Below are 18,210 nucleotides of genomic sequence, written 5' to 3'. Positions count from 1 at the left end.
ATAAGACACCATGACTTCGAATCTACTCAGCATCGGTAAGAGCGGTTTGCTTGCAGCGCAGGTGGGCCTGTCGACGACCGGGCATAACATCACCAACGCCAACGTGGCCGGCTACAACCGCCAGGTGGTGCTGCAGCAGACTTCGCAGTCCAACTATGCCGGCTATGGCTTTGTCGGCACGGGCACGGAAGTGTCGCAGATCAAGCGCCAGTACGACAGCTTCATGGCCACCCAGGTCAATTCCGCGCAAAGCGCGACCAGTGCGCTCGACACGTATTACACGCAGATCAGCCAGATCGACAACCTGCTGGCCGATCCCACGGCCGGTCTGTCGCCCGCCTTGCAGGATTTCTTCAAGGGCGTGCAGGATTTCAGCTCCAATCCTTCCTCGGTCGCGTCGCGTCAGGCGCTGCTGTCGAGCGCCGGCTCGCTCGCTTCGCGCTTCCAGGGACTGAGCGCGCGCCTGACGGAGATCGGCGACGGCGTCAATTCGCAGATCACGTCGAATGTGACGGTGATCAATACCTATGCCAAGCAGCTCGCCGAGCTGAACAAGTCAATTTCCCAGTTGTCGGTCGACGTCAGCAACCAGCCCAACGATCTGCTGGACCAGCGCGACCAGCTGATCACGGAATTGAACAAATACGTGAAGGCGACGGTGCAGCCCGCTGCCAACAATACCGTGACCATTTCCATCGGCGCGGGGCAGCCCCTGGTGGTGGCGGACCGCAGCTTCGAACTGGCGGCCACGCCTTCGCGGACGGACCCGAACCGCATCGAGGTGGGCTATGTCACGGGCAGCACCGTCACCGTGCTGCCGGACAGCTCCCTGACCGGCGGTTCGCTGGGCGGCTTGCTGGAATTTCGCAGCGGCACCCTGGACAATGTGCAGAACTCGCTGGGCAAGGTCGCCATCGCGCTGGCCAGCACCTTCAACGACCAGCATAAGCTGGGCCAGGACTTGAATGGCGCCATGGGCGGCGACTTTTTCAAGATACCCGACCCGGTGATCGGTGCCGACCGCGGCAACAACGCCAGCAGCACCACGGTGCTGTCGGCCAAGGTCAGCGACCCGACCAAGCTGACGGCCAGCGATTACAGCCTGAAATACGACGGCAGCAACTATGTGGTCACGCGCGAATCCGACGGCACGCACACCATCATCAATCCGTATCCGCAAACGGGGCCGCAAACCATCGACGGCGTCGATTTCTCGATCTCGGGCACGGCCGCCCAGGGCGACAACTACGTCATCAGGCCGACGGCGAACGGCGCGGCCGGCCTGAACGTGCTGATCACCGACCGCAACAAGATCGCCGCCGCCGCGCCGATCGCCACGTCGGCGCCGGTGGCCAATACGGGTTCCGGCAAGCTCAGCGCCGGCTCCGTCGACAAGGCCTACCTGACGCCGGGCAATGCCCTGACCGGCCCCCTGACGTTGACATATGACAAGGCGACCACCTCGCTGACAGGTTTCCCTGCGGGCCAGGCGGTGACGGTCAAGGGCTTGAATGGCGCGACCACGACCTATCCGGCCGGCACGGCGAACATCCCCTACACGGAAGGCGACAACTTCAGCTTTGGCGGCATCAATGTCAGCATGACGGGCACGCCGGCGCAGGGCGATACCTTCGTCATCAAGCCCAATACGGGCGGCGTGGGCGACAACCGCAATGCCGCGCTGCTGGCTGGCTTGCAGACGAAGAATATCCTCGATGGCGGCAATGCCACGTTCCAGGGTTCGTATGCGCAAACCGTCAGCTTCGTGGGCAACAAGACGCGCGAAGTGCAGGTGAGCGGCCTGGCCAGCCTGGCCTTGCTGCAGCAGGTCAGCACCCAGCAGCAGGCCGTTTCCGGCGTCAACCTCGACGAAGAGGCGGCCAACCTGCTGCGTTACCAGCAGTCCTACCAGGCGTGCGGCAAGGTCATGCAGATCGCCAGCACCCTGTTCGACGTGGTCATCGGCCTGGGACGTTAATCAATTTTTGCCGCGACGTAGCGCGCGGCGGCTTTCTGGAAGGGCAGCATCATGCGCATCAGCACACGAATGATTTATGACCAGGGCAGCTCGCAGCTGAACAATCTGCAGGGCGCCTTGAACCGTACGCAGATGCAGCTGTCGTCGAACCGCCGCAACCTGACGCCGGCCGATGATCCGATCGCCTCGGCGCGCGCGCTGGAAGTGACGCAGTCGCAATCGATCAACACCCAGTTCGTGACGAACCGTTCGAATGCGAAGAACTTCCTGTCGCAGGAAGAGCTGGCGCTGGCCAGCACCACCTCGCTGATCGCCGACGTGAAGGATCTGGTGCTCAAGGCCGGTAACCCTGCCCTGAAGGATGTCGACCGCGATACCCTGGCGAGGGAGCTGGAAGGCCGGCTGACCGACTTGCTGGGCATCGCGAATACGGCCGACGGTGCGGGCGGCTACCTGTTTTCCGGCTACAAATCCACGACCCAGCCATTCAGCCAGACGCCGACGGGCGCCAGCTATGTGGGCGACCAGGGACAGCGCGAATTGCAGGTGGGTTCGGCGCGCTACCTGGCCACCAGCGATTCCGGCGCCACCGTGTTTGAAAACAACCTGACGGGCAACGGCAAGTTCACGACGGCCGCCGCTACCGCCAACTTCACGCGCGGCGGCTCGGGCGTGGTTTCGGGCGGCACGGTGACGGACCCGTCGGCATTGACGGGGCACAAGTATTCGATCGACTTCAAGGTCACGGGCACGGGAACGGACGCCGTCACCACCTATACCGTCACCGACGCCACCCTGGGCCAGACGGTGCCCAATCCTGCCGTGCCCATCCCCTACAAGGCGGGCGACGCCATCACCTTCGACGGCCAGCAAGTGAACATCACGGGCAAGCCGGCCGACCAGGACAGCTTTACCCTGGAGCCGAGCGCCAAGGAATCGTTGTTTACCACCGTGAAAAACCTGATCGGCGTGCTGCGCCAGCCTGGCAGCGGCGATGCGGGGCAGGCGCGCCTGACGAACGGCTTGAACGCCGCGCATAATATCCTCGACACGGCCTATGACAATGTGCTGTCCGTGCGCGCCGATGTCGGTTCCCGCATGAAGGAACTCGATTACCTCGACAGCGCTGGAGACGATCTCGACATCCAGTACGCCACCACCCTGTCGGACCTGCAAGACCTGGACATGGTGAAAGCCATTTCCACCTTCAGCCAGCAGCAAGTGACCCTGCAGGCGGCGCAAAAATCGTTCACCTCGATCTCGGGTTTGTCGCTGTTCAATTACATCAACTGACGCACCGGCATCGCGCGATGGGCCGGCAAGCCGGGGCAGGGAGTGCATCTCCCGCCCCGGCTTTTTTGTGCGCGGAATCTGGCTGTTCTGATAGTATATGCAGGCAAACTGTGCAGTCTACCTGTATATATGTTATAGTGGAGTCCGTTGATACATCGCACGGACACCATGACCACCCCGCAAGAAGACCACGAACAAGTTCTGCAACTGGCCGGCGAATTGCGCATCCTGGTCGGCAAGTTGCGCCGCCGCCTGCGCGAAGAGGCGCACCTGGGGGACGTCAGCATGTCGCAGGCATCCGTGCTCAGCCGTCTCGAGCGCGACGGCCCCGCCACCGCCAGCAGCCTGGCGCGCGCCGAAGGCATGCGGCCCCAGTCGATGGCCGCCACCGTGCAAGCCTTGACGGAAGCGCGGATGGTGACGGGGTCGCCCGATCCGCTCGATGGCCGGCAGACGCTATTGACCCTGACGGACAGCTGCCGCGCCTGGATCGCGGCGAGCCGCGCCGCGCGCGAAGACTGGCTGGCGCGCACCATCGAAACCCGGCTCACGCCGGCCGAAGTCACCGAGCTGGACAAGGCGGTGGCCTTACTCAAACGCTTGGCGGAGTGATCCGCTGATTTTTTCACCACGACCCCGGCAAGGAGCCCGCACGCCCAGATGAACAACACATTCCGTTCGCTACGCATTCCCAATTACCGTATCTGGGCCGGCGGCGCCCTCGTGTCGAATATCGGCACGTGGATGCAGCGCACGGCGCAGGATTGGCTGGTGCTGAGCGAATTGACGCAGCACAACGCCAGCGCCGTCGGCATCGTCATGGCCTTGCAGTTCGGCCCGCAACTGCTGTTGCTGCCACTGACGGGCATGGCGGCCGACCTGCTCGACCGCAGGAAACTGCTGCTGTGCACGCAGGCGGCCATGGGCTTGCTGGCGCTGGGACTCGGGATGTTGTGCATCAGCGGCCTGGTACAACTGTGGCATGTGTATGTGTTCGCCTTCCTGCTGGGCTGCGTGACGGCCTTCGATTCGCCCGTGCGCCAGACTTTCGTGGCTGAAATCGTCGGCGAGGAAGACTTGACGAATGCCGTGGCGCTCAATTCCACCTCGTTCAATGCGGCGCGCATGCTGGGCCCGGCCGTGGCCGGCTTGCTGATCAGCAGCGTCGGCAGCGGCTGGGTCTTCATCATCAACGCCGTCTCGTTTGCCGCGGTGATCGGTTCGCTGTTGCTGCTGCGCGTGGAACTGCTGCGCCGCGCGCCGCGCCTGAAGGCCACGCGCGCCAGCCTGGGCGAGGGTTTCCGCTACGTGCGCCAGCGGCCCGACCTGATGGCCATCCTGCTGATGCTGTTCCTGATCGGCACCTTCGGCCTGAACTTCCCGATTTTCCTCTCGACCATGTCCGTGACCGCCTTCCATGCGGGCGCCGGCCAGTATGGCGTGCTCAGTTCCATCATGGCTTGCGGTTCCGTGGCCGGCGCCCTGCTGGCGGCGGGGCGCGGCCAGCCCACCCTGGCCCTGCTGCTGGGGGCGGCCGCGCTGTTCGGCCTGGCCTGCGCGCTGGCGGCCGTGATGCCCAATTACTGGCTGTTCGGCATGATGCTGGTGGTCATCGGCATCGCCGCGCAAACGTTTACCACCAGCGTCAACAGCAGCGTGCAACTGTCGACGGCGCCCGCCATGCGGGGCCGCGTGATGGCCATCGTGCTGGCCATCTCGGCCGGCGGCACGCCGCTGGGCGCACCCATCGTGGGCTGGGTGGCCGACACCTTCGGCCCGCGCTGGGCGCTGGGCATAGCCGCCTTGTCGGGCCTGGCGGCAGCCCTCGTCGGCGTGCGCTACCTGGTCAAACATCACCAGTTGCGCCTGAATGTCGATGTGCGGCGCCGGCGCCTGGCGTTCAGCAGCGACCAGCACTGACGCGGCCGGTCAGGGCGGCAGCAGGCCCGCGCGGGCGGCGGCCGCGACGGCTGCGCTCAAGCCGTCGAGCAGGCTGGAGGCGGCGCGCGCCGTATGCCAGTGCAAGGGCACATCCAGGGGCGTATCGGGCAGCAATTCGACCAGGCTGCCATTGTCAAGATGCGGCTGGATCAGCGCCTGCGGGTGCAAGCCCCAGCCCATGCCGGCCAGGGCGGCCGTGACGAAGGCATGCGACGAGGGCAGGGCATGGCGCGGCAGCTCCACGTGCCGGTGGCACAGGCGCCGCACCCAGCGCGATTGCAGCTCGTCCTTGGCATTGAAGACGAGGCTGGGCGCCAGCGCCAGGCTGGCGGCGCCCGCGCCGTGGGCAAAATAGCGCTGCATGAAGGCAGGACTGGCGGCCGCCAGGTAGCGCATGGCGCCCAGCGGGCGGCTGTTGCAGCCCGATGCGGGCCGGGCCGTGGCGCTGACGGCGGCCAGCACGGCGCCGCTGCGCAGCCATTCGGCCGTATGGTCCTGGTCGTCGACGGCCACTTGCAGCAGCACCGGGTGGCTGGCCGCAAAGGCGGCGATGGCGGGCGCCAGCCAGGTGGCCAGGCTGTCGGCATTCACGGCGACGGGCACGCTGGCGCGCGCCAGGCCCTGCACCGCCAGCGCCGGCAAGGCGCCTTGCAGATCCTGTTCGAGCAGCTGCACCTGGTCCACGTGCTGGCACAGGCGCCGTCCCGTTTCCGTGGCGCGGCAGGGCTGGTCGCGTATCACCAGCGCGCAGCCGACGCGCTCTTCCAGCAGGCGGATGCGCTGCGAAATGGCCGATGGCGTCACGTGCAAGGCGCGTGCGGCGCGCTCGAAACTGCCTTCGCGGATGACGGCGGCCAAGGCGGCGAGGGCGGCATAATCGAGCATGAATGAAGTTTTCCTTAACTTGCTGTAGTAAAGGTAGTTTGCCTTCATTGTGTGCGACTGGCAAGATCGCCGCATGACACTCTCGACCGCCACCGCCCCGCTCGTTTTTTCCGTCTTTCTCCAGGGCTTGACCCTGGGCCTGGGACTCATCGTTGCCATCGGCTCGCAAAATGCCTTTGTCTTGCGGCAAGGCTTGCGCCGCGAACACGTGGGGGCCGTCGTGCTGTTCTGCGCGCTGGCCGACGCGGCCCTGATTGCCGCCGGCGTGCTGGGCATGGCCCATGCGCTGGGCCAACGCCCTTTGCTGGCCAGCGCGCTGGCATTGGGCGGCGCCGTTTTCCTGGCCGTCTACGGTTGGCAAGCGCTGCGGCGCGCGCGCCGGCCGCAGCAGCTGCGAGCGGCCGAAGGCGGTGCCGGGCTGGCCCTGGGCGCCATCCTGGGCCAGGCGGTCGCATTTACCTTGCTCAATCCCCATGTGTATCTGGATACGGTATTGCTGGTGGGGAGCATCGGCGCCCAGCAACCGGGCGCGCTGCGCGGCTGCTTCATCGTCGGCGCCAGCGCGGCCAGCCTGCTGTGGTTTGCATCGTTGGGCTATGGCGCGCGCTGGCTGGCGCCATGGTTTGCGCGGCCCCGGGCCTGGCAAGTACTCGATGGCTTGATCGGCGTGACGATGTTCGTGCTGTCGGCGCTGCTGTTGCGCCACGCGCTGGGCTGGCAGCCCTGATCAGCGCGCGGGCGGCAGCGGCGCCGGCGCTGCCGGGCGCAGGGGATTCGGCGGCGCGGGCGGCGGTGGCCGGTCGCGCGTGGCAAAGCCGCGCGGCAGCAAACGTGCCGTTTCTATGCCGCGCAGGAACATGTTCTGGAAGGGCGTGGCCAGATAGGGCAGGACCATGCCGATCACCAGCAAGCCCACGCCCAGTGTGACGGGGAAACCGATACCGAAAATGTTCAGCTGCGGCGCGGCGCGCGTCAAGATGCCCAGCGCCACGTTGGTCAGCAGCAGGGCGGCGATGATGGGCAGCGAAATTTGCAGGCCGGAACGGAAGATTTCCCCGCCCCAGGCCGCCAATTGCTGGAAACCGCCGCCGCTGATGGGACTCGATGAAATGGGCAGGCTGACAAAGCTTTCCGCCAGCGCCGCCAGCAAGACCAGGTGGCCGTTGACAGTGAGAAACATCAAGGTGGCCAGCATGACGAGGAACTGGCTGATGGCGGACGACCTGCCCTTGGTTTGCGGATCGAAGAACGAAGCGAAGCCCAGGCCCATGGTGAGGCTGCTGAGTTCACCTGCCATTTCGATCGCGGAAAACACGATGCGGATGGAAAAGCCCATGGCCAGCCCGACCAGCATTTCCTGCGTGAGGATCAATAAACCGGGCAGGGACATCGGGTTGACGGCAGGCAAGGCCGGCACGGTGGGGGCGATGATCATGGCCAGCAGCGCGCCCAGGGTCACCTTGACGCTGGCCGGCACGGCCGCGTTGCCGAACAGGGGGGCGGCCGCGATCAGGCCGAGGATGCGGCTAAGCGGCCACAGCAGTGCTGCGATCCACGTGTTCAGTTCGATGCTGGACAGGGTCAGCATGGCAACAATCGCTGCACTAGCCGACCAGGTTCGGGATGCCCGTGAACACCTGGCGCATGTAGTCGAGCATGACGGACAGCATCCACGGGCCGGCCACGACGATGGCGACGAAGATGCCGACCAGCTTGGGGATGAAGGACAGGGTCGCCTCGTTGATCTGCGTGGCCGCCTGGAAGATACTGACGATCAAGCCGATGATCAGGGCGACGAGCAGCATGGGCGCGGCCACCATCAGGGTGATTTCCATCGCATGGCGGCCCAGGGTCATGACGCTTTCGGGTGTCATCGTAGTTCCCCTAGTAAAAACTCTGTGACAAGGAGCCCAGCAGCAACTGCCAGCCGTCGACCAGCACGAACAGCATCAGCTTGAACGGCAGCGAGATCGTCGCCGGCGACATCATCATCATCCCCATCGACATCAGCACGCTGGCGACCACCATGTCGATGATCAAAAACGGGATGAAGATGGCAAAGCCGATCTGGAACGCCGTCTTCAGTTCGCTGGTGACGAAGGCGGGCACGAGGATGCGCAGCGGCACGTCTTCCGGACCTTGCAGGGCCGCCGAGCGCGACATCTTGGCAAACAGGGCCAGGTCGGCCTGGCGCGTCTGCTTGAGCATGAAGGTTTTCAGGGGATCGACGCCCTTGTCCATCGCCTGCTGCATGCTGATCTTGTTTTCCTGATACGGCAGATACGCATCCGTGTAGATCTTGTCGAACACGGGTCCCATGACGAACAGGGTCAGGAACAGGGCCAGCCCCACCAGCACCTGGTTCGGCGGCGCCGATTGCGTGCCGATGGCCTGGCGCAGCAGGGACAGCACGATGATGATGCGCGTAAAGCAGGTCATCATCAGGAGGGCCGCCGGCAGGAAGGTGAGCGACGTCATCAGGATGAGCGTCTGCACCGGCAGCGAGTAGTTCTGGCCGCCGCCCGGCGCCGGCGTGCTGGTGAAGGCCGGGATGCCCGGTTCGGCCAGCGCCCACAGCGGCAAGGCCAGGGCGGCGGCCGCCAGCAGCCAGGTCAGGGGAGTCTTCAAGGTGGACCACGCCATCTGCTGCTTATTTCCCATTGCGTTTTTCGATGGTCTGTTTCAGCCACTCGGAAAAATTGGCGGCCGCGGGGCCGTTTTGCGCCGTGGCCAGTTGCGGCAACTCGCCTTCCTGGCGCGGCATGGTGGCCAGCGCGTTGATCCTGCCGGGCGAGGCGCCGACGACGATCCACTGGTCGGCCACTTCGACGAGGACGATGCGTTCGCGTCCGCCCAGGTTGAGCGAGCTGACGACGCGCATCTTGTTGTTGCCGCCCATGACCTTGGGGCCATAGCGTTTCATGAACCAGGCCAGGCCGATCAACAGGGCCAGCACGAACATCAGCGCGAAGATGGTTTGCAGCAGGCTGCCGGCCGAGCTGGTCGGCGCCATCGTCATGGGCGCGCCCGCCGGCATCGCCGGCAGGGCGGCGGCAGGCGAGGTTGCGGATGCGGCGGCCGGCGCCGCTGGGGCGGCGGGTGTCTCGCTTGCCACGGCGACGGCAGCGCTGGCGGCGCTGGCCGCCGGCGCCGACGCGGCTGCCGGTTCCGCGTGGGCAATGCTGCATGCCGCCAGGAGCGGCAGCACGGTGGAAATCAACAGGCCAGGCTTCATTTATTCAATTTTCGGATGCGTTCGGAAGGCGTGATGATGTCGGTCAGGCGGATGCCGAACTTGTCATTGACCACCACCACTTCGCCCTGGGCGATCAGGCAGCCGTTGACCAGCACGTCCATCGGTTCGCCGGCCAGGCCGTCGAGCTCGACTACGGAACCCTGCGCCAGTTGCAGCAGGTTCTTGATGGCGATCTTCGTGCGGCCCAGTTCGACCGTCAGCTGCACGGGAATATCGAGGATGAAATCGATATCGTTGTGCGTTTCCGACTTCGATGCCTGCTTGGAAAAGTCCTTGAACACGGCGGCGCTGGCCGCGCTGGCCGTAGTGGCGGCCTGGTTCTGCAGCGCTTCGGCTTCCGCCTTGGCCTGCTCGGCAATGGCCGCGCCCCAATCGTCTTCCGCGCTTTGGTCGTCTTGGTTGTCAGACATGTGTTTCTCCTGTTGTACTGATGCGGGCCGCAGCGGCCCGGGTATTTTTTAATGATTGTTCATGTTATCGGCATTGGCGAGGAGTTTCTCCACCTTCAATGCATATTGTCCGTTCAACACGCCATACGTGCAATCCATCACGGGCACGCCGTCGACGGTGGCGGCGATCAGTTCGGGAATATTCAGCGGGATGATGTCGCCCACCTTCATGTTCAAAATCTCGTCGAACGACACGCGCGCCGTGCCCAGCGAGGCCACCAGCTCGACTTCGGCGATCTGGATCTGCTGCGTCATCAGGCGGATCCAGCGCTTGTCCACTTCCAGCGCCTCGCCCTGCAGGCTCGAGGTCAGCGAATCGCGGATCGGCTCGATCATCGAATACGGCATGCAGAAGTGGATTTGTCCGGAAACGGAGCCCAGTTCCACCGTAAACGTAGACGCCACCACCACCTCGTTTGGCGTGGCGATGTTGGCGAACTGCGTGTTCATTTCTGAACGGATATATTCGAATTCGACGGGGAAGACCGGCTCCCACGACTTGGTATAGGCCTCGAAGACGATATCGAGGATGCGCAGGATGATGCGCTGCTCCGTCTGCGTAAAGTCGCGCCCTTCGACGCGCGTATGGAAGCGTCCGTCGCCGCCGAACAGATTGTCGACCAGCAGGAACACGAGGCCCGGATCGAAGACCATCAGGGCCGTGCCGCGCAGCGGCTTCATGTGCACCAGGTTCAGATTGGTCGGCACCACCAGATTACGGATGAACTCGCTGTATTTCGAGACGCGCACGGACCCGACCGACACTTCGGCGCTGCGGCGCAGGAAGTTGAACAGGCCTACGCGCAGCAGCCGGGCGAAACGCTCGTTGATAATTTCCAACGTTGGCATCCGGCCGCGCACGATGCGCTCCTGGGTTGCCAGGTTGTAGGTACGAACTCCCGTGACATCTTCCGGCGTCTGCGCGTCGTCCTGGTCTCCGTTGACGCCCTTCAGAAGGGCATCGACTTCTTCCTGGGAGAGGAAATTATCGGCCATGGCTGCTTATTGAATGATGAATGCGGTAAATAATACGTCCGTCACGTCCTGCTCCGGCCCTTTGTCCTCGAACGGCTGGTTCACCTGATTGATGATTTCGGCCGCCAGCTGCTGCTTGCCTTCCACGGTATTGAGTTCGGACGCCTTCTTGCCGGACAGCAGCAGCAACAAGCGGCTGCGCACTTTCGGCATGTTCAGCTTGATGCTATCCATTTCTTCAGGACTGCCCACCTGCAGGGTAAACGCGATCTGCAGATATTGCTCGCCATTTTCCGGCTGCAAGTTGACGGTGAAGGCATCGACGGGGACGAAAACGGGCGGACCTGCCTTGGAAGCGGCGTGTTTTTTCTTGCTCGGCGCCGCTTCTTCTTTATCGGCCTTGCCATGCAAGAAGTACCAGGCGGCACCGCCACCGATGCCGCCGGCCACCAGCACCGAGGCCAGCACGATGATCAGAAGCTTCTTTTTCGAGGCGCCGGCGGGGGCCAGACCTGCATCTGCTTTCGGATCTGCTTTCATTTTTGGATTTGCTTTCAATGGTACTCGGGTGCATGGAAGTGGATCACGACGCCATTATGTCATTATCGGCAAATTCTGCGCAGAAGGATGCAGTGAAAAGAAGGCGGAAGCGCCCTCAACTCGCTGTTTTTATACGAAAAGTTATGCCGCGGCGCGCGCCTGTGGCCTGCGGACGACGAATTGTCCTCAGGCAAAGGTATCCACGGCACTCAGGCTGGGTCGGCTGCGTCCGCCAGTTGCCGGTGCGATGGCGATCTCGCCGCCGGAAGTGCCGCCGCCCTGGCCATTGCCGCGGCGTTCGCCCGAGGCGGCGCGCTCGCCATGGTGTTGCTGTTCCGGCGTGCCGGCCGAGACGGTGGCGCTGCCGAAGGCGATGCCCGCTTCGCTCATCATTTCGCGCAGGCGCGGCATGGCCGCTTCCAGCGCCTGGCGTACTTCCGGCTGGGCCGACATGAAGGCGGCATCGGCCTGGTCATTGGTGACCGTCAGGACCACCTGCACGGGCCCCAGGTCGGGCGGATTCAGGGTCAGGGTGGCGCTCTGGTCGCCGCCGGCCGCCATCCACACGACTTTCTGCCCCAGTTGCTGGTCCCAGGCCGGCGAGCCGACCCGGCCCGTCAGCTTGTCGGCCGGCACGGCCACGGCGGCCGCGGCCTGCTGCAGCGCGCCCGGCTGCAACTGGGCCGCCAGGCGGCTCAGGTCGGCAGGCGTTTCCTTGAAGGCCGGTTCGGCTACGGCGGCGCCCGCCTTGGCGGTGGCCGCCAACTGGGCGTCGACGGCCAGCTTGCCCGGCTCGGCCTTGCCTGCCGGGACGCTGGCGCCTGGTGTGGCGGCCGCCTTGCCCTGGGCCTGGCCCAGGCTGTCGGCAAAGTCGCCGCTGTCCGCTTGCGCGATGACGGTGGCGGCGGCCTTGCCGCTGCCCTGGCCGGCTGCCAGTAATTGCCCGGTTGCCAGGCCCTTGCCGTCGGCCTTGACGCCGGCGCGCGCCGCCAGTTCCGGCACGGCCTTGGCGGCTGCCGCCGGTGGCTGGATGGCCAGCTGGATGTTGCCCACGAGGGCCAGCATCTCGGCGGCCGGATCGGCTGGCGGCGTGACGGTCATCGCGGGTACGGCGGGCACGCTGGCCTCTGCCGTGGCGCTGTCGCCGTTGGCCTGGGTCGCCGCCTCGCTGGCGGGTGCGGGCGGTTGTTCGCTGCTGGCCGCCTGTTCGGTGCCCGCTGGCGCCGGCTTCGCATCATTGGCGGGCGCCGGCGTCGCGGGCGCTGGCGTGGCCGCAGGGCTGGCGGGGCGTGCCGGCGCCGGCGCTTGCGCCATATTGCGGCTGGCCTGGCGTTGCTCGATCTGGCGGTTCAGGGTGCGCTGGAAGTCGCCCGCCGCGCCACTGGTGGCGGGCTGGCTGCGGTTGGCGGCACCGGGCGTGGCGTTGGGCGAGATAATCTGGGAAATCGGTGTTGGCTGGGTTTGCATGATGCTGCCTCAGTGTTGCTTAGCGTTTGTAATAGGCTTGTCTCGCCGCGTGCTCATCCATTGCTTTCTGGTCGCGCTTGTTTTCCAGCTTCAGCGCCTGTTCCTGCGCCCGGTTGTTCAGGGTGGTGTACGACATGCGCTTGCGTTCGGCCAGCTGCCAGCGCATCTTTTCATTCTCGCTGCGCGCCTGCGCATGCTCGACCACCTGCTGCTGGCCCAGGATGGCGCTGTCGAGCTTGACCATGAAGGCCTGGAAGTTGCGGTAAGCCATGGGCGTGATGCCGTTGCTCATGCTGGCCTCGAAGCGCTTGGCATAGTCGTCGCGGTAGCCGGACAGCATGTCGAGCTTCTGGCGGCAATCGTCGAGCGCTTTCAGGGCCGCGCCCAGGCGCTTGGCGCAATCGTCCGTTTCGCGCTGGGCGAGGTCGATCAGGGTTGCAAGTTGGGAAGGAGAAGCCATGGCTGATTATATTCCCGCTATGCAAGTCCTAATCAGTCGAATAGAGCGGTAAGTTGCCCCAAGCTCTCATCCATGCTGACCCGCTCCGTGATTTGCTGTTGCAAAAACGCCTCGATCTTTTCATGCAGGGCGATGGCCTGGTCCAGCACGGGGTCGGTGCCGGCGCTGTAGGCGCCCACGCTGATCAGGTCGCGGCTGCGCTCGTAGCGCGAATACAGCTGTTTCAGCTTGCGCGCCTGCTGCTGGTGCTCATGCGTCGTGATCGAGTGAGCGGCGCGCGAGATCGATTGCTCGATGTCGATGGCCGGATAATGGCCCGCTTCGGCCAGGCGGCGGTTGAGCACGATATGCCCGTCCAGGATGGCGCGCGCCGAGTCGGCGATCGGGTCCTGCTGGTCGTCGCCCTCGGTCAGCACGGTGTAGAAGGCCGTGATCGAGCCGCCGCCTTCCTCGCCATTGCCGGCCCGTTCCACCAGCACGGGCAGCTTGGCGAAGACGGAGGGCGGATAGCCCTTGGTGGCGGGCGGCTCGCCGATGGCCAGGGCGATTTCGCGCTGCGCCATGGCGTAGCGGGTCAGCGAATCCATGATCAAGAGCACGTTTTGCCCCTGGTCGCGGAAATGTTCGGCGATCGCCGTCGCATACGCGGCCCCTTGCAGGCGCATCAGCGGCGGCGTGTCGGCCGGCGCGGCCACGACGACGGAACGGGCCAGGCCTTCGGGGCCGAGGATTTGCTCGATGAATTCCTTCACTTCGCGTCCGCGTTCGCCGATCAGGCCGACGACGATCACGTCCGCTTCCGTATAGCGGGCCATCATGCCCAGCAGCACGCTCTTGCCGACGCCGGAACCGGCGAACAGGCCCATGCGCTGGCCACGGCCCACGGTCAGCATGGCGTTGATCGAGCGCACGCCCACGTCGAGCGTATCGACGATGGGCGCGCGGCCCAGGGGGTTGGCGGGGCGTACGTTGATGGGGGCGCTGTCGGTCGTGTGCAGCGGGCCGAGCTGGTCAAGCGGACGGCCCGCGCCGTCGAGCACGCGGCCCAGCAGTTGCGGCCCGACGGGCAGGTGGCGCGCGCGGTCGCTGGGGCGGCGGCGCGGGTGCGCCACGCTGCCGGGGCGGGGGATGGCCGGTTCGACGGAAAACACGCGCGTGCCGGGCACAATGCCTTCGACGTCGCTTTGCGGCATCAAAAACAGGCGGTCGCCTTCAAAGCCCACCACTTCCGCCTCGACCCGGCCGCCATTGGGCAGCGGCACGGTACAGGCGGCGCCGACGGCCAGGCGCAAGCCCACGGCTTCCATCACCAGGCCGGCCACGCGCGTGACCCGGCCTGAAATCTGCATCGGTTCGACAAAGCCGACCACGGCCGAACAATCGCTCAGGTAGGCGCGCCAGCGCGCCGCATGGGCCGTGGGGCCTTTGACGGGCTCGCTCACGGCGCCAGCCAGTCCAGGTCTTTGCCCAGCGCATGCGTCAGGCGCTGCCAGCGGGTGGATGCCTGCGCGTCGATCTGGTTGCTGGCCGTGTCGATCTTGCAACCGCCGCGTTCCACGGACGGGTCTTCGATGACGCGCCAGCCGCCCTTGTCGAGTTCATCGCCGATACCGTCGCGTACGACTTGCGCGTCTTCCGGGTTGAGCATCAGCAAGGCCGGTTGTTGCAGCACAGGCAAGTATTCGATGGCTTCGCGCACCATCGGCAGCATCAGTTCGGGGCGCACGGGCAAGGCGGTCTTGAGCATGCTCTTGGCCAGCTGCAGGGCCAGTTCCATCACGTCGTTGGCGATCAGTTCGTCTGCCTGGTGCACGGCCGTGCCGAAGTCGACGGCGATGGTTTGCAAATGCGCCAGTTCCACGGCCGAGGCAGCCTTGCCTTGTGCATACGATTCGGCATGGCCGTCGGCATGTCCGGCCGCGTGGCCTTCCGCATAGCCGGCAGCGCGGCCTTCCTCGAAGGCCGTGGCGCGCGCTTCCTCGCGGATGGCGTCGAGCTCTTCCTGCGTCGGGTATTCAAGCGGCGGGGCCGGCTCTTCCTCGTGCAGCTCTGCAAATGGATCGAATTCCGGTTCGGGATCCGGCTCGAGCAGCTTGCGCGCCGCCACCACGCTGGGGCGCTCGTCGCCAAACGAGGTCATTTCCCAGCGCTGGTACGCGGTTTGCTGCTCTTTGGGAATCAAATTAGACAAACGAATCCTCGCCTTTTCCGCCTAAGACAATCTGTCCCTCGTCCGCCAGGCGGCGCACGATCTGCAGGATCTGTTTCTGCTGCGATTCCACTTCCGACAGGCGCACGGGGCCTTTCGATTCGAGGTCTTCGCGCATCATCTCGCCGGCGCGCTGCGACATGTTCTTGAAGATCTTGTCGCGCAGTTCCTGCGAGGCGCCCTTCAGGGCGATGATCAGCATTTCCGACTGCACTTCGCGCAGCAGCAGCTGGATGCCGCGGTCGTCGATATCGATCACGTTGTCGAACACGAACATTTCGTCCATGATCTTTTGCGCCATGTCGTTGTCGTAGTTCTTGATATTGTCCATGACGGAGCCTTCCTGCTCGCCGCTCATGAAGTTCAGGATTTCGGCCGCCGCGCGCACGCCGCCCAGCGACGATTTCTTGATGTTTTCGTTACCCGACAGCAGTTTCGTCAGCACGTCGTTGAGTTCGCGCAAGGCGGCCGGCTGCACGCCGTCCAGGGTGGCGATGCGCAAGACCACGTCGTTGCGCAGCCGGTCCGTGAAGTGGCCGAGGATTTCGCAGGCCTGGTCGCGTTCCAGGTGGACGAGGATGGTGGCGATGATCTGCGGGTGTTCGTTGCGGATCAGCTCGGACACGGATTGCGAATCCATCCATTTCAGCGATTCGATGCCGGAGGCGTCCTTGCCGCCCAGGATGCGCGACAGCAGCACGGACGCCTTGTCGTCGCCCAGCGCCTTGGTGAGCACTTGCCGGATATATTCGTCCGAATCGAGGCCGACGGTGGAATTGAGTTCCGTCTGCGCGCGGAAGTCGCCGAGCACCTCGACCACTTGCTCGTGCGCGATGCCCTTCATGGTGGCCATGGCGGCGCCCAGTTTCAGCACTTCGCGCGGGCCGAGGAATTTCATGACCTCGGCCGCTTCGCTCTCGCCCAGTGCCAGCATCAGGATCGACGCTTTTTGCAGTCCCGTTGTCTCAGTCATTATTGCCTATCCATGCTTTGATTACGTTGGCCACCACGCGCGGGTCTTCCTGCGCCAGTTTTCTGGCCATCGCCAGGTTTTCGCGATAACCGCGCGCCGTATCTTCTTCCAGTTCTTCCAGCTCCGCTTCGCTGAGCAGGACTTCGTTTTCTTCGCCGTCCTTGGCCAGCTCCGGCTCGATGACGGGCGGCGGGGCGCCGAAATCGTCGATCTTGCGCATCACGGGGCGCAGCATCGGGCGCACGATCTTGATGAAGATGTACAGCAGGATCAGGGCCGTGATGAGGAATTTCGCCAATTCCTTGGCCAGCGGCAAGTTGGCCGGGTCGCGCCACCACTCCAGCTTGCCTTCCGGCGCGCGGTCGATGCCGTCGAACGGGGAGTTGGCCACGCTGAAGCTGTCGCCGCGCTCCTTGTTGTAGCCCATCGCTTCCTTGACCAGATTGTTGATCTGGACCATTTCGGCAGGAGAAATTGGCTTGACGGTGACCTTGCCATCCTTGTCGAAGCTGCGGCGGTAGTTGACGACGACGGCCACCGACAGGCGGCGCAGGCCGCCCATGGATTTCTGCTCGTAGCGCACAGTCTTGTCGACTTCATAATTCGTCGTCGATTCCTTCTGTGTCGGCGCCGTCGGCGCGCCAGCGGGGGCGCCCGGCGCCTCGGCCGTCAATGGCGCCGTCGCCACGCCAGGCGGCTGGTTCGACAGCGCGCCCGGCACGCCGGACGGGTTGGCATTGCCGGCGCCCGTCGACTCGCTCGTTTGCTGGCTGCGGATGGTGGACGCTTCGGGCGGCGAATTCGGCTTGTAGGTTTCGGCGGCCTGCTCGCTTTGCGAAAAATCCACGTCGGCGGTCGCTTCGGCGCGCACATTGCCTTCGCCGACGATGGGCAGCAGGATCGATTCGACCTGCTTGATCACGCTTTGTTGCAATTGTTGCACGTACTTTAATTGGTTCGGGTCCAGGCTCTTGATGCCGTTGGCGCGGTCCTTGTCCTTTTCCTGGTTCGACAGCAAGGTGCCGGCCTGGTCGACCACGGTGACATTGATTGGAAGCAATTCCGGCACGCTCGACGCCACCAGGTGCACGATGGCGCTCACCTGCAACTGGTCCAGGCCGCGGCCCGGGTGCAGGTTCAGCAGCACGGAAGCCGTCGGTTTTTGCTGCTCGCGCACGAAAACGGACGGTTTGGGCAGGGCCAGGTGGACACGCGCCGTATCGACGGCGGACACCGATTCGATCGATTTGGCCAGTTCGCCTTCCAGCGCGCGCTGGAAATTGACCTGTTCCAGGAATTGCGACACGCCCAGCTTCTGGTTTTCCATCAGCTCGAAGCCCACGTTGCCGCCCTTCGGCAAGCCTTGCGCGGCTAGTTTCAGGCGTGCGTCATGGACTTGCTCGGACGGCACGAGAATGGCGCCGCCGCCTTCGGAAAACTTGTGCTTGATGCCCAGCTGATCCAGCGACGCCGTGATGGCGCCGCCGTCGCGGTCCGTGTAGTTGGAGAACAGGACTTTGTACTCGGGCGGCTGGTTCCACATGTACAGGGCCACGCCGATGGCGATCAGTGCCGCCACGCCCAGGCCGCGCAGGAAATTCTTGCCCATCGGCGTCTTGGCGAAGGCTTGCACGGACTCCACGGGCGAGCGGCCAGGCGCCGGTTCAGGCGGTATGCGGTTCACATCGATTTCTTCGGCTACAGCCATGATTGCCTTCCAGGGCGGTGTTTTTACGTGTATTGGGTGATGCGTAGGGGCCGCTTCCTCGGGAGGAGGGGCGATA

General features: G+C 64.7%; 19 protein-coding genes. 5 read left to right on the top strand and 14 right to left on the bottom strand.

Annotated elements, in window-relative coordinates; translation table 11 throughout:
• Window positions 1–10: 10 nt before the first annotated feature.
• From flgK to ACQ4W4_RS04350, 4 genes are all read left to right on the top strand, one after another.
• Window positions 11–1,978 carry a flagellar hook-associated protein FlgK gene (gene flgK / locus ACQ4W4_RS04365; RefSeq protein ID WP_436540914.1) on the top strand — a complete coding sequence of 656 codons (1,968 nt, stop codon included), beginning with the start codon at window positions 11–13 and terminating at the stop codon, window positions 1,976–1,978.
• A gap of 51 nt (window positions 1,979–2,029) precedes the next feature.
• Window positions 2,030–3,271 carry a flagellar hook-associated protein FlgL gene (gene flgL / locus ACQ4W4_RS04360; protein WP_436540913.1) on the top strand — a complete coding sequence of 414 codons (1,242 nt, stop codon included), beginning with the start codon at window positions 2,030–2,032 and terminating at the stop codon, window positions 3,269–3,271.
• 168 nt (window positions 3,272–3,439) lie between these two features.
• Window positions 3,440–3,883 carry a MarR family winged helix-turn-helix transcriptional regulator gene (locus ACQ4W4_RS04355; RefSeq protein ID WP_436540912.1) on the top strand — a complete coding sequence of 148 codons (444 nt, stop codon included), beginning with the start codon at window positions 3,440–3,442 and terminating at the stop codon, window positions 3,881–3,883.
• Between the two features lie 48 nt (window positions 3,884–3,931).
• Window positions 3,932–5,191 carry an MFS transporter gene (locus ACQ4W4_RS04350; RefSeq protein ID WP_436540911.1) on the top strand — a complete coding sequence of 420 codons (1,260 nt, stop codon included), beginning with the start codon at window positions 3,932–3,934 and terminating at the stop codon, window positions 5,189–5,191.
• A gap of 9 nt (window positions 5,192–5,200) precedes the next feature.
• On the opposite strand, the gene ACQ4W4_RS04345 is transcribed toward ACQ4W4_RS04350, so the two are convergent.
• Window positions 5,201–6,097, bottom strand: coding sequence for a LysR family transcriptional regulator ArgP (locus ACQ4W4_RS04345; RefSeq protein ID WP_436540910.1), 897 nt, complete (start codon window positions 6,095–6,097; stop codon window positions 5,201–5,203).
• A 73-nt stretch (window positions 6,098–6,170) separates the two neighbouring features.
• On the opposite strand from ACQ4W4_RS04345, the gene ACQ4W4_RS04340 reads away from it, so the two are divergent.
• A complete protein-coding gene (locus ACQ4W4_RS04340; protein WP_436540909.1) occupies window positions 6,171–6,824 on the top strand; it encodes a LysE/ArgO family amino acid transporter in 654 nt (217 codons plus the stop codon).
• On the opposite strand, the gene fliR is transcribed toward ACQ4W4_RS04340, so the two are convergent.
• The 13 genes from fliR to fliF all read right to left on the bottom strand — a co-directional run bounded on the left by fliR (window position 6,825) and on the right by fliF (window position 18,134).
• Window positions 6,825–7,685 carry a flagellar biosynthetic protein FliR gene (fliR, locus tag ACQ4W4_RS04335; protein WP_436540908.1) on the bottom strand — a complete coding sequence of 287 codons (861 nt, stop codon included), beginning with the start codon at window positions 7,683–7,685 and terminating at the stop codon, window positions 6,825–6,827. It abuts the gene before it with no gap.
• Window positions 7,686–7,701: 16 nt separating this feature from the next.
• Complete coding sequence (gene fliQ / locus ACQ4W4_RS04330; protein WP_034754044.1) at window positions 7,702–7,971, bottom strand: flagellar biosynthesis protein FliQ; 270 nt, start codon at window positions 7,969–7,971, stop codon at window positions 7,702–7,704.
• A 10-nt stretch (window positions 7,972–7,981) separates the two neighbouring features.
• The gene (gene fliP / locus ACQ4W4_RS04325; RefSeq protein WP_495542785.1) at window positions 7,982–8,758 is read right to left on the bottom strand and encodes a flagellar type III secretion system pore protein FliP; all 777 of its coding nucleotides are present in this window, start codon (window positions 8,756–8,758) and stop codon (window positions 7,982–7,984) included.
• A complete protein-coding gene (gene fliO / locus ACQ4W4_RS04320) occupies window positions 8,748–9,332 on the bottom strand; it encodes a flagellar biosynthetic protein FliO (protein ID WP_436540907.1) in 585 nt (194 codons plus the stop codon). Before fliO ends, fliP begins: the two co-directional genes overlap by 11 nt.
• The gene (gene fliN / locus ACQ4W4_RS04315; RefSeq protein WP_070220130.1) at window positions 9,329–9,763 is read right to left on the bottom strand and encodes a flagellar motor switch protein FliN; all 435 of its coding nucleotides are present in this window, start codon (window positions 9,761–9,763) and stop codon (window positions 9,329–9,331) included. The genes fliO and fliN overlap by 4 nt, the downstream gene beginning before the upstream one ends.
• A gap of 48 nt (window positions 9,764–9,811) precedes the next feature.
• Entirely contained in the window at window positions 9,812–10,798 is a 987-nt protein-coding gene (gene fliM / locus ACQ4W4_RS04310; protein WP_070220128.1) for a flagellar motor switch protein FliM, read from the bottom strand.
• A 6-nt stretch (window positions 10,799–10,804) separates the two neighbouring features.
• A complete protein-coding gene (fliL, locus tag ACQ4W4_RS04305; RefSeq protein ID WP_070220126.1) occupies window positions 10,805–11,317 on the bottom strand; it encodes a flagellar basal body-associated protein FliL in 513 nt (170 codons plus the stop codon).
• A gap of 186 nt (window positions 11,318–11,503) precedes the next feature.
• Window positions 11,504–12,784: a flagellar hook-length control protein FliK gene (locus tag ACQ4W4_RS04300; RefSeq protein ID WP_436540906.1), complete on the bottom strand. Its 1,281-nt coding sequence runs from the start codon at window positions 12,782–12,784 to the stop codon at window positions 11,504–11,506.
• Between the two features lie 19 nt (window positions 12,785–12,803).
• Window positions 12,804–13,244, bottom strand: a complete 441-nt coding sequence (gene fliJ / locus ACQ4W4_RS04295; RefSeq protein WP_070289135.1) for a flagellar export protein FliJ — start codon at window positions 13,242–13,244, stop codon at window positions 12,804–12,806.
• 32 nt (window positions 13,245–13,276) lie between these two features.
• A complete protein-coding gene (gene fliI, locus ACQ4W4_RS04290) occupies window positions 13,277–14,593 on the bottom strand; it encodes a flagellar protein export ATPase FliI (RefSeq protein WP_227742184.1) in 1,317 nt (438 codons plus the stop codon).
• A gap of 89 nt (window positions 14,594–14,682) precedes the next feature.
• Complete coding sequence (locus ACQ4W4_RS04285) at window positions 14,683–15,384, bottom strand: flagellar assembly protein FliH (RefSeq protein WP_099408992.1); 702 nt, start codon at window positions 15,382–15,384, stop codon at window positions 14,683–14,685.
• Between the two features lie 43 nt (window positions 15,385–15,427).
• On the bottom strand, window positions 15,428–16,426 hold the full coding sequence (fliG, locus tag ACQ4W4_RS04280) for a flagellar motor switch protein FliG (RefSeq protein WP_034754023.1): 999 nt from the start codon (window positions 16,424–16,426) through the stop codon (window positions 15,428–15,430).
• The gene (fliF, locus tag ACQ4W4_RS04275) at window positions 16,419–18,134 is read right to left on the bottom strand and encodes a flagellar basal-body MS-ring/collar protein FliF (RefSeq protein ID WP_436540905.1); all 1,716 of its coding nucleotides are present in this window, start codon (window positions 18,132–18,134) and stop codon (window positions 16,419–16,421) included. Before fliF ends, fliG begins: the two co-directional genes overlap by 8 nt.
• Between the last annotated feature and the right edge of the window lie 76 nt (window positions 18,135–18,210).

This window comes from Janthinobacterium glycogeni (assembly GCF_051380725.1).
GTDB lineage: Bacteria > Pseudomonadota > Gammaproteobacteria > Burkholderiales > Burkholderiaceae_D > Janthinobacterium.
Note: the sequence above shows the minus strand (reverse complement) of the source record. Positions and strands in the feature narration are given on the sequence as shown.

Coding starts and splice junctions, on each gene's coding strand:
- flgK (WP_436540914.1), top strand. CDS start 11: ATGACTTCGAATCTACTCAGCATCGGTAAGAGCGGTTTGCTTGCAGCG.
- flgL (WP_436540913.1), top strand. CDS start 2,030: ATGCGCATCAGCACACGAATGATTTATGACCAGGGCAGCTCGCAGCTG.
- ACQ4W4_RS04355 (WP_436540912.1), top strand. CDS start 3,440: ATGACCACCCCGCAAGAAGACCACGAACAAGTTCTGCAACTGGCCGGC.
- ACQ4W4_RS04350 (WP_436540911.1), top strand. CDS start 3,932: ATGAACAACACATTCCGTTCGCTACGCATTCCCAATTACCGTATCTGG.
- ACQ4W4_RS04345 (WP_436540910.1), bottom strand. CDS start 6,097: ATGCTCGATTATGCCGCCCTCGCCGCCTTGGCCGCCGTCATCCGCGAA.
- ACQ4W4_RS04340 (WP_436540909.1), top strand. CDS start 6,171: ATGACACTCTCGACCGCCACCGCCCCGCTCGTTTTTTCCGTCTTTCTC.
- fliR (WP_436540908.1), bottom strand. CDS start 7,685: ATGCTGACCCTGTCCAGCATCGAACTGAACACGTGGATCGCAGCACTG.
- fliQ (WP_034754044.1), bottom strand. CDS start 7,971: ATGACACCCGAAAGCGTCATGACCCTGGGCCGCCATGCGATGGAAATC.
- fliP (WP_495542785.1), bottom strand. CDS start 8,758: ATGGGAAATAAGCAGCAGATGGCGTGGTCCACCTTGAAGACTCCCCTG.
- fliO (WP_436540907.1), bottom strand. CDS start 9,332: ATGAAGCCTGGCCTGTTGATTTCCACCGTGCTGCCGCTCCTGGCGGCA.
- fliN (WP_070220130.1), bottom strand. CDS start 9,763: ATGTCTGACAACCAAGACGACCAAAGCGCGGAAGACGATTGGGGCGCG.
- fliM (WP_070220128.1), bottom strand. CDS start 10,798: ATGGCCGATAATTTCCTCTCCCAGGAAGAAGTCGATGCCCTTCTGAAG.
- fliL (WP_070220126.1), bottom strand. CDS start 11,317: ATGAAAGCAGATCCGAAAGCAGATGCAGGTCTGGCCCCCGCCGGCGCC.
- ACQ4W4_RS04300 (WP_436540906.1), bottom strand. CDS start 12,784: ATGCAAACCCAGCCAACACCGATTTCCCAGATTATCTCGCCCAACGCC.
- fliJ (WP_070289135.1), bottom strand. CDS start 13,244: ATGGCTTCTCCTTCCCAACTTGCAACCCTGATCGACCTCGCCCAGCGC.
- fliI (WP_227742184.1), bottom strand. CDS start 14,593: ATGCAGATTTCAGGCCGGGTCACGCGCGTGGCCGGCCTGGTGATGGAA.
- ACQ4W4_RS04285 (WP_099408992.1), bottom strand. CDS start 15,384: ATGACCTCGTTTGGCGACGAGCGCCCCAGCGTGGTGGCGGCGCGCAAG.
- fliG (WP_034754023.1), bottom strand. CDS start 16,426: ATGACTGAGACAACGGGACTGCAAAAAGCGTCGATCCTGATGCTGGCA.
- fliF (WP_436540905.1), bottom strand. CDS start 18,134: ATGGCTGTAGCCGAAGAAATCGATGTGAACCGCATACCGCCTGAACCG.